This window comes from uncultured Lutibacter sp., assembly GCF_937891065.1.
GTDB lineage: Bacteria > Bacteroidota > Bacteroidia > Flavobacteriales > Flavobacteriaceae > Lutibacter.
In genome coordinates this window covers 1-8609 of sequence record NZ_CALAEQ010000173.1, presented here as the reverse complement: position 1 = coordinate 8609, position 8609 = coordinate 1, and the positions used below count along the sequence as shown (strand labels likewise).

Sequence of the window (8609 nt, the reverse complement as noted above, 5' to 3'; positions counted from 1 at the left end):
ACCTCTTCTGGAGGTAGTGTATCAGGAAGCTAATTCCAATTTATATATTTAAATTGTTAAGCCAATTCAACTCGTTTGAATTGGCTTTTTTTAACTAAAACATTCTTAATAATATCACAATTATGTTATAATTATGACATTAGTCACCATTTTTGAAATCAAGTTCCCTATTTTTGCGTTTAATTACAACCTGAATTTTAATTAATTAAATAAAATATATGCAAAATAAAAACAATCCTCACTCTTTTCACATTCCAGTGATGGGGCTTGCTTTTACAATAGATAGTCCTATTAAGATTGCCAAATATGGTATTTCATCAGTTATTTCAATTGTAGATGATATTTTAATTGAAAAAATGAATGAATACTATTCAACTAAATTTGAAATTCCTTTTAAAGCAATTTCAACAAAAGTTGATGATTATCGAGCAAAAAGGATTACATCATATCTTAATACGGTTGATACTATTGTAAAGCATAAGTTTGAAGCACTGAAAAAGAGTTTCGAAGAAAAAAGTAGTGAGTTTGAAAAATATATGGATATGCTTCCAGATTTTTCAGAATTAAAGCAAAACTTTGTTGAAACAGTTCATAATAATACAATAAAAGAAGATGTTTCTAGTTGGATTCAAAACAACCTAAAACCAGGTAGTATTGATGTAAATATTATGACAAAGCTTGATAAGCCTAATTATAGTAAAAATGAATTATTACCATCAGAATTTAATGATGCACATGCTGCATTAAGAGGTTTTGCTAATAGTAATTTAGAATCATCGGTTGTACTTTCTGCAGGTATGAATCCTAGATTATATAGCTATTTTGAAAAATTTAATGACTTCTATCCTGATGTGAATGGTTTTCAAAAAAAGAAAATTATTTTAAAAGTAAGTGATTTTAGATCAGCTTTAATACAAGGTAAATTTTTAGCTAAAAAAGGATTATGGGTTTCTGAATATAGAATTGAATCTGGTTTAAACTGTGGTGGTCATGCTTTTGCTTCTGATGGTTATTTAATGGGACCTATATTAGAAGAATTTAAAAATCATAAAGATGATTTAATTAGCGATGTTCATAATATTTTAGTAGGAGCTTTAGAAAACAAAGGGAAGCACATCCCAAACGCTCCTTTAGAATTAAAAATTACTGCTCAAGGTGGTGTTGGTACTTCTGAAGAACATGAGTTTTTATTAGATAATTATAGTATTGATTCAGTAGGGTGGGGATCTCCATTTTTATTAGTTCCTGAAGCTTCAACAGTTGATAAACAAACTATTGAAGCATTGAAAGCGGCTAAAGAAAAAGATTTATACTTAAGTAATATTTCTCCCTTAGGTGTACCTTTTAATAGTTTAAGAGGAAACACTAATGAAATTCTTAAAAATGAAAGAATCGCAAATAATGATGCTGGAAGCTCTTGTCCAAAGAAATTTTTATCATCTAACACCGAATTTACTGAAAAAGTAATTTGTACTGCATCTAAAAAATTTCAGACTATTAAGTTAAATGAGTTAAAAGCTGAAAATTTAACTTCTAGTGAATATTCAGAAAAAGCAAATAAAATTACTGAAAAGGCTTGTTTGTGCGTAGGACTATCTAATGCTGCATTGATAGATTATAATATTGAAAAAAAGGGAGAAAAGCAAGGTGTTGCTATTTGTCCTGGACCAAATATGGCTTATTTTTCAAAGGAGCTTTCTTTAAAAGAAATGGTAGCTCATATTTACGGTAAAATAAATGTGGTGGACACAAATAATCGTCCGCATATGTTTATTAAAGAATTATCTATGTATGTTGATTATTTTTCAAATAAAGTTGATGAGTTTAAAGATTCTTTAACAGTAAAAAATGAAAAATACTTAACCACATTTAAACATAATTTAAATGACGGTATTGAATACTATCAGCATTTATTTTCTGAATTTGATTCAAATAAAGAAACTTTATTAAATCAGTTGGAAACTCTAAAAAATGAGTTATTTAATGTTCAAATTCCCGTTTTAGTTAAAGTATAATTCTAAAAAAGGTCTTTCAAATGAAAGACCTTTTTTATTTATCAATTTAAACAACTATTTATTCTCCACAGTTGAAGTTTGCTAAAGTTTTACTTTCGAGTATTTTCAATGTACTATCACGTACTTCAGCCATTAATATACTTAAGCTACATTTTTCTTCACTTACGCAATCATCACATTTTTCATAATAATTCAAACTTACACAAGGTAACATAGCTATTGGCCCTTCAAGTAATCTAATAATTGTTGCGATTTTAATTTCATTTGGTTTTTTTAATAAAAAATAACCGCCGCCTTTGCCTTTCTTAGATGAAAGAATACCGCTCTTTTTTAAAGTAAGTAAAATACTTTCCAAAAACTTTTTGGAGATATTTTCAGAAGTTGAAATATCTGAAATTAGAACAGGTACGTTTTGTTCTTGCTTAGCAAGGAAACTTAACGCTTTAAGTCCATATTTAGTTTTTTTAGAAAGCATATTAAATAAATACCCGTTTTAAAAATTAAATTATACGTTTTTTGGTAAAAACACTTCTGCCATCATGCAACGAGCGCTTCCTCCACCACAAGCTTCAATAGTATCTAAAGAACTGTATAAAATTTCGCCATGCTTTTTAAGTTGATTTATTTGCTGTTTTGTTAAACACTGATAAGCTGAGTTTGACATAATAATATAACGCTCATCATTATTTCCAACAACTTGTAACATATTTCCTGCAAAGTTATTTACCTGCTCTTCAGTTATAGCGATAATTTCTTTTTTATCTTCTTTCAGATGTTTTACAACATTTTTTCGTTCTTTTTTATCATCAATACTATCTAAACAAATAACCGAAAATTTTTCACCTAAACACATAATTACATTGGTATGGTAAATTGGTAATCGTTTATCGTTAACTGTTTGATTAGAAACAAAAGAAACTGGAGTGTATTCAAAATCCTCGCAAAATTCAATTAATAAATCTTCATCAGCTCTTGGTGACAACGCACAGTATGCTTTACTGTTTTCCCTATCTAACAATAAACTTCCTGTACCTTCTAAAAATACTTTTTCTTCTTCAGCTGAGCTATAATCAATTACATTTTCTATTATAAAACCTAGCTCTTCCAACGTTTCTAAAACATCTTCCCTTCTTTCCAACCTTCTGTTTTCGGCAAACATTGGATACAATCCTACATCACCACTTTCGTGAAATGAGATCCAATTATTTGGAAAAATAGAATCAGGAGTATCAGTATCTTTAGTGTCATTTATTACTATAACTTGAACGCCTACGGCTCGTAATTTCTCAACAAAAGTATCAAACTCTTGTAAAGCTTTAAACTGAACACTTTCAGGTGTTAAACTATCTAAAATTTGTTGATAATAATTATTTACTGCAGTTTGTTCATTCATACGAAATGAAACTGGCCTAACCATTAAAATGGTATTTGTAATTTGCTTCATAATTTAATCTCTTATTAATGGCATTGTTGTACATCTTAAAAGACCTTCCTGTTTAGATATTTCTGCATAAGGAACTTCTTCAACAATAAACCCTTGTTTTCTTAACCAATTATTTAACCGTGTAAAGTTTTTTTCTGAAACAACAACTTCTGGTGAAATTGAAAAAACATTAGAAAACATGCAATACATTTCATCTTTAGTAATATGAAACAAATTTTCTTCTCCAAATAGATTTATAAGATACTTATAATCATTCTCATCTCTAAATCCTTCTTTATGAATTATAGCTTTGTTTTTACCAACAGGTTGAAAACAGCAATCTAAATGTAAGGCATTTTCACGAGCATTGGTCCTTGATTTTACTAAATCAAACTCTTTAACAATTTTATTAGGAAACATTTTTCTTAAAAATTCAACACCTTTCATATTAGTACGAGCAGTAATATAATCTTTATAGTCATCTCCTTTATAGGTTCCAACAAAAATATAATTATTCCAAAGCATAACATCTCCTCCTTCAAAATGAATGTCTTTTGAAGTTTCTATTATCTGTTCAGAATCAATTTCATCAAATACATGTTGAATTGCTTCAATTTCTTTTTCTCGATCTGGAAGGATATTAGATTTTATTATTTTATCATCAATAACAAATGCAATATCTCTTGAAAATATTTGATTGTAATCTTTAATGATTTTTGGCCTGTAAACTTTTACATTATATTTTTGGAAAACTTTATTTAAAGCCTCCATTTCTTCTGCCATATCTTCCTCTACAGGATATGTACCCGCAATTATATGTTCTAATGACTTTGGGTCGTACGCTTCTTCAACGGTTGGTGTAGGTCCATTGCTAATTGCTGTTCCTAAAACCACAGCTCGTAAGCGAGAAGTTTCATCTTGAACATTTAATTTTATCATAAATTATTTTTTACAAAAATAAAGAAACCCCATAAATTAATATGAGGTTTCTTTATTTATTTCACTATAAATAACACTAATTATTTACGATCTTCTATTGATTTATATGGGCGTAAAGTTTCTCCAGTATATAATTGACGAGGACGACCAATTGGCTCACCATTTTCTCTCATTTCTTTCCATTGTGCAATCCATCCTGGTAAACGACCAATAGCAAACATTACGGTAAACATTTGAACAGGTATTCCTAAAGCTCTGTATATAATACCGGAATAAAAATCTACATTTGGATACAATTTACGTTCTGCAAAATACTCATCTTTAAGGGCAACTTCTTCTAAATGTTTCGCTATTTTTAATGTTGGATCATTTAAATTTAAATCTGCAAATAATTCATCAGCTGCTTTTTTAATAATACGAGCTCTTGGATCAAAGTTTTTATAAACTCTATGACCAAATCCCATTAAACGGAATGGATCATCTTTATCTTTTGCTTTATTAATATATTTCTCAACATCTCCACCATCTTTTTCAATTGCCTCTAACATTTCTACAACTGCTTGGTTTGCTCCACCATGAAGTGGTCCCCAAAGTGCAGAAACTCCAGCAGAAAGTGATGCAAATAAACCAGCTCCTGATGAACCAACAATACGCACAGTAGATGTTGAACAATTTTGCTCATGATCTTCGTGTAAAATTAATAATTCGTCCAATGCGTTAACAGCAATCGGGTTTATTTTATATTTTTCAGTTGGAATTTTAAACATTAATTGCATAATGTTTGAAATATAATCTAAAGAATTATCAGAGTAATTTAATGGCAAACCATTATTTCTTCTATGAGCCCAAGTTGCTAACACAGGAAACTTACCTAGTATTTTAACAACTGCGTTGTACATATCTACTTTTGAATTAACATTTACAATTCCAGGATTAAAAGCTGTTAATGCACTTGTTAAAGCTGAAAGAATCCCCATTGGGTGTGCTGATTTGGGAAAACCATCAATAATCCCTTTCATTTCTTCATTCACCATTGATTGACCTTTAATATCAATCTCAAATTTTTCTAACTCAACTTTAGTTGGTAATTCTCCAAAAATTATTAAAAAAGCAACTTCCAAAAAACTTGCGTTTTTTGTTAATTCTTCAATAGCATATCCTCTATGACGTAAAATTCCCTTTTCACCATCTAAAAACGTTATTTTACTTTCACAAGATCCCGTATTTTTAAAACCAGCATCTAAAGTAATAATTCCATTTGTTGATCCTCTAAGTGTACTAATATCAATGGCAATCTCATCCTCGGTACCAATTAATATTGGAAACTCGTATTTTTTACCACCAACTTCTAAAATTGCTTTATCTGACATAATTTATGTGTTTAATTGAGAATTAAGTTATTTTAAAACGAATTTAATGAATTCTTACTTAATTTATACTAAATTATATTATTCATTTACACAAATGTAAATGTTGTTACATAAAAAAAAGTCGAGACATAATCTCGACTTTTTTAATGTATAAATATATTTGTTCTTTTAAATTTTGAAAGCTTTATTCTGAGGATAATAAGCTACGCTTCCTAATTCTTCTTCAATTCTTAATAATTGATTGTATTTTGCCATTCTATCAGAACGTGAAGCTGAACCTGTTTTAATTTGTCCTGTATTTAATGCAACTGCTAAATCTGCAATTGTATTATCTTCAGTTTCTCCTGAACGGTGAGACATTACAGATGTAAAACCTGCATTGTGAGCCATATTAACAGCTGCAATAGTTTCAGTTAAAGTTCCAATTTGGTTTACTTTAATTAAAATTGAATTTGCAATACCATTTTCAATACCTCGTGAAAGTCTTTCAACATTGGTTACAAATAAATCGTCACCTACTAATTGAACTTTATCTCCAATTTTATCAGTTAAATATTTCCATCCATCCCAATCATTTTCATCCATACCATCTTCAATTGAAATAATAGGATATTTTGAAGACAATTCAGCTAAATAATCAGCTTGTTGTTCAGATGTTCTTATAACTCCTTTATCACCTTCAAATTTAGTGTAGTCATATTTTCCATTCACATAAAATTCAGCAGCAGCACAATCTAATGCTAACATAACTTCATCTCCTGGTTTATAACCTGCATTTTCAATCGCTTTTAAAACAGTTTCAATAGCATCTTCAGTACCATCAAATTTTGGGGCAAACCCACCTTCATCACCAACTGCTGTACTTAAACCTCTATCGTGAATTAATTTTTTAAGATTATGGAATATTTCACTTCCCATTTTAAGAGCTTCTGTAAAGTTTTTAGCTTTTACAGGCATAATCATAAATTCTTGAAATGCAATTGGAGCATCAGAGTGAGAACCACCATTAATAATATTCATCATTGGTACAGGTAAGGTATTTGCACTTACTCCACCAACGTAACGATATAATGGCATTTCTAATTCATTTGCTGCAGCTTTTGCTACTGCTAATGAAACACCTAAAATAGCATTTGCTCCTAATTTAGATTTATTTTTAGTCCCATCTAAATCAATCATCAATTGATCAATATAGTTTTGCTCAAATACTGAAGTACCTAAAAGCTCTTCAGCAATAATTTCATTTACATTTTTTACAGCGGTAAGAACTCCTCTTCCCATATAATCTTTTCCTCCATCACGTAATTCCATTGCTTCGTGTTCTCCAGTTGAAGCACCCGACGGCACAGCTGCTCTACCTAAAACTCCGTTTTCAGTTACTACATCAACTTCTACAGTTGGGTTACCTCTTGAATCAAATATTTGACGTGCATGAACACTTATAATCATACTCATATTCTTCTAATTTTAATTATTATTTATTACCTCAAAGTTACAAATTTAAGGCTAATTACTATTTCAATTTAAACCTTTTATGCGATAACGTTTTCGTTTTAAATCTCTTTAAAAAAAACATTGAACTTATTCTAAATGACGTTTTACTTTTATTTTTTTGAGGCTTTAATATTTCCTATAAACTGATCAAATAAGTAAGATGAATCATGTGGTCCAGGACTAGCTTCCGGATGATATTGAACAGAAAAACAATTTTTATTTTTCATTCTCATTCCAGCCAATGTATCATCATTCAAATGAATATGAGTGACTTCAAAATCATTATGATTTTCAACTTCATCTCTTTTAACAACAAAACCATGGTTTTGTGATGTTACTTCACCTTTACCTGTAATTAAATTTTTAACCGGGTGATTTATACCTCTATGACCATTATGCATTTTAAAAGTAGAAATTCCATTTGCAAGTGCTATTACTTGGTGCCCTAAACAAATACCAAATAAAGGCAAGTCTCGTTTAATAATTTCTTTTGCTAATTCTTGTGCTTCTTTTAAAGGTTCTGGATCACCAGGTCCGTTCGATAGAAAGAAACCATCTGGATTAAAAGCATTCATTTCATTAAACGTTGCGTTATATGGAAATACTTTAATATAACAACCTCTGGTAGCCAAATTTCTTAAAATATTCTTTTTTATACCAATATCTAATGCTGAAATTTTAATTGGAGAATTTTCTTCACCAAAATAATAAGGTGCCGTTGTAGAAACTTTTGAAGCTAATTCCAAACCATTCATATTTGGAACTTCTTTTAATTTTTCTTTTAAAGCATCAATATCTGTTTCTGTTGAAATTACGGCATTCATTGCTCCATTATCTCTAATGTAACGCACAACAGCCCTCGTATCAACATCTGAGATTGCCATTAGTTTGTGTTTTTCAAAATAATTCTCTAATGAATCTTGAGCGTTATCTCTTGAATAATTAAAACTAAAGTTTTTACAAACCAATCCTGAAATTTTTATTGATTCAGATTCAATTTCATCATCATTAATTCCATAATTTCCAATATGAGCATTGGTAGCTAACATTAATTGTCCAAAATAAGATGGATCAGTAAATATTTCTTGATAGCCGGTCATACCCGTATTATAACAAATTTCACCAAACGACGTACCATCTCTTCCAATTGATTTTCCTTCAAAAATTGTTCCGTCTGCTAAAAGCAAAATTGCTTTTTTACGTTGCGTATACTTCATTAGTTATTTCAAAATTAATAGTTTATATAATTTTATTATAGTTTTGAAGAATAAATTTAAATATTAAAATAATGTCATCAACCTTTTTGTAAGATAGATGTTCATTTTTAACAAAATTTTCTAATTCATCTTTATTAGTATCATTTTCTAC

Annotated in this window: 7 protein-coding genes; 1 reads left to right on the top strand and 6 read right to left on the bottom strand. The window is 29.4% G+C overall.

The genetic code is table 11. The features are described 5' to 3' along the window. Nucleotides 1–218: 218 nt before the first annotated feature. Complete coding sequence (locus Q0352_RS09605) at nucleotides 219–2015, top strand: hypothetical protein (protein ID WP_299527079.1); 1797 nt, start codon at nucleotides 219–221, stop codon at nucleotides 2013–2015. A gap of 58 nt (nucleotides 2016–2073) precedes the next feature. Here the strand turns inward: Q0352_RS09605 and Q0352_RS09600 are convergent, their stop codons facing one another. The 6 genes from Q0352_RS09600 to carA all read right to left on the bottom strand — a co-directional run bounded on the left by Q0352_RS09600 (nucleotide 2074) and on the right by carA (nucleotide 8458). Continuing rightward, nucleotides 2074–2490, bottom strand: a complete 417-nt coding sequence (locus tag Q0352_RS09600; protein ID WP_299527077.1) for an Rrf2 family transcriptional regulator — start codon at nucleotides 2488–2490, stop codon at nucleotides 2074–2076. Nucleotides 2491–2520: 30 nt separating this feature from the next. Further along, entirely contained in the window at nucleotides 2521–3459 is a 939-nt protein-coding gene (gene ctlX, locus Q0352_RS09595) for a citrulline utilization hydrolase CtlX (RefSeq protein ID WP_299527075.1), read from the bottom strand. 3 nt (nucleotides 3460–3462) lie between these two features. Then, on the bottom strand, nucleotides 3463–4377 hold the full coding sequence (locus Q0352_RS09590; protein ID WP_299527074.1) for a dimethylarginine dimethylaminohydrolase family protein: 915 nt from the start codon (nucleotides 4375–4377) through the stop codon (nucleotides 3463–3465). 80 nt (nucleotides 4378–4457) lie between these two features. Beyond that, nucleotides 4458–5747 (bottom strand): citrate synthase, encoded by a 1290-nt coding sequence (locus Q0352_RS09585; protein WP_299527071.1) that lies wholly within the window; start codon nucleotides 5745–5747, stop codon nucleotides 4458–4460. Nucleotides 5748–5915: 168 nt separating this feature from the next. Further along, complete coding sequence (gene eno / locus Q0352_RS09580) at nucleotides 5916–7202, bottom strand: phosphopyruvate hydratase (protein WP_299527068.1); 1287 nt, start codon at nucleotides 7200–7202, stop codon at nucleotides 5916–5918. A gap of 149 nt (nucleotides 7203–7351) precedes the next feature. Then, nucleotides 7352–8458: a glutamine-hydrolyzing carbamoyl-phosphate synthase small subunit gene (gene carA / locus Q0352_RS09575; protein WP_299527066.1), complete on the bottom strand. Its 1107-nt coding sequence runs from the start codon at nucleotides 8456–8458 to the stop codon at nucleotides 7352–7354. Nucleotides 8459–8609 lie beyond the last annotated feature (151 nt).